General features: G+C 53.6%; 1 protein-coding gene and 1 pseudogene. One reads left to right on the top strand and one right to left on the bottom strand.

Annotated features, from left to right (window positions below; all coding sequences use genetic code 11):
- Positions 1-1,065: diguanylate cyclase (locus EOA86_RS32700; RefSeq protein ID WP_245497453.1), on the bottom strand; the 1,065-nt coding region annotated here is incomplete at its 3' end.
- Between the two features lie 287 nt (positions 1,066-1,352).
- Between EOA86_RS32700 and EOA86_RS32705 the strand changes: the two are divergent.
- Positions 1,353-1,943: pseudogene (locus EOA86_RS32705) on the top strand (class I SAM-dependent methyltransferase); the annotation flags it as partial.

Raw genomic sequence — 1,943 nt, forward strand, 5'->3', positions numbered from 1 at the left:
GCGCTGCTCGTGGGGAAGCGCGAGGTTCTCCACCGTGCTTCGAATGGCTTCGGCAATATCTGCGACCTGTTCTCTTTTCTCCATGCGAGCCAGAACAATGAATTCCTCACCGCCATAACGGCCGATTGAGCCATTGTGCTGCTTAATCATTTCGGCAAGGGCATTGGCGACGAGAATCAGGCAGCGGTCGCCTTCTTGATGTCCGTAATAGTCATTGAACCTTTTGAAGAAGTCCACGTCGATGAGGATCGCCACAAAACTGCTGCCAGACCTTTGCCAGTCGCTCCAGTAGTCCCGCAGCTTCTCATCAATCGCCCGCCGATTCTCCAGACCCGTAAGCGGATCGGTTCTCGACAGATTCAACAGCGCCTGTCCGCGCTCGGTGGCTTCCTTGTGCTGGATTTTGGCTTCGAGGGCATTCAGGAAGACGTTGTAGCGCTCCTCGTTCAGCTTCCAGTTAACGTAAGACGTAAATGTGAAGCATGAAATGTAAAAAGTTCCAAAAACCAGTTTGTACATCAATGTGGAAGGCACAAAGTAGTTTACGGCATACAATATTACTAAAATTATTGCAGACGTTACAATAGACAGGCTGAACTTAAACGTGAAGAAGAGATTGGCGCTCATCATGAAGATGGTGCCGAATACCATGTAATAAGAGACGCTTTCCTTGTCTGCACCCATGACCGCTGGGCACAGCCAGCCAACATAGCCAAAGATGATGGCTCCGGCGCAAGTGACGTCAATCCATTCCGTTCCGACGCCCCGGCGAAGTTGTGCCTCCAAGATCAGGAGTGCAGTCACTCCGACCGCGAAGCGTGCCATGATCGTATAGAGTGCCACATCCGGAATCAGCAGCAGATCCGTTGCCGAAAACAGCAGATAGATGGCAACAGCGATCCAAAGCCCTGGCCTGGCGTCCATTCTTCGCTTCGCTTGGCCTTCCTCTCGGTAGAGGTGGCGGAGCTCGTCGGACCGCGGCTCATAGCGCGGTTCGAACGGCTCCGCATGGGCTATATCGGCCAATGCAGATGACGCGCATTCGTTCGTCACCACAAACCCCATCTGAACGGGACTTTGCATTCCGAACTCATTTCTAGCTTCTGCCCCCAATGCCGGCCGACTCCTCAGGCGCGACAGCGATTGCGGCGCCTCGCAAACAATATGCAGTCGCGCAAATAGGTTTTCGTTAACTCGTATCCGGAATCCCACCCACAAGGCGTCCAAAGAACCAGCATGGTTGGCAGGAAATTAACGACACCGCTAAAATGCCGGGGATGTGGCTTGGCAAAGGTAAAATTTTACGCAATATCTAAATAATATCTAGCTAATTGTAACTATGGGGTTATGTGGTGGCAACCATCCTTGATGGCAAAAGTCTGATTACTGCCGAGATGATCGCCGCCAGTCTCCCTCGAGGAAAGCTCGGGCCTCATAGCGAAGCGTTCGAAACTGCTCGCGTAGAGCTTGCGCTCATTCTCCACACGACACACCAGCAAATCGAGCAACGAAAGGATCCCGCGGAGATCATTCGTCGTCTGATGGCGCATCTCGAAGCAACGCGTTCCAAGGTTCATCCAGACGTTTGGCAAGCATTGATACCGGTGGTGCAGAACCACCCGGTCCTGGAGTACTTTCTTGAGGATCCGCTCACGCGGTGGTCCCATGACAAGCCCAGAGGTTATTCTGGCGACGCGCAGTTGCTCGACTATATCTATTGTGACCCGCACGTGGCCGAGAGCGTGGCAAACGCCTCGGAAATCGGCAAGGCGCTCTATAGCCATACCAAGGATGTCCCATCGTGCATCGCGGCACGGGAACGACGCGATCTTTTAACCCGATATGTCGATGAGATTGCGACCAAGAATGGACCGGAGGCCGAGATCCTGGCGATCGCGGCCGGCCATTTAAGGGAGGCCAATCGCTCGACCGCCTTACGGGAG

This window comes from Mesorhizobium sp. M5C.F.Ca.IN.020.32.2.1 (genome assembly GCF_004023105.1).
GTDB lineage: Bacteria > Pseudomonadota > Alphaproteobacteria > Rhizobiales > Rhizobiaceae > Mesorhizobium > Mesorhizobium wenxiniae.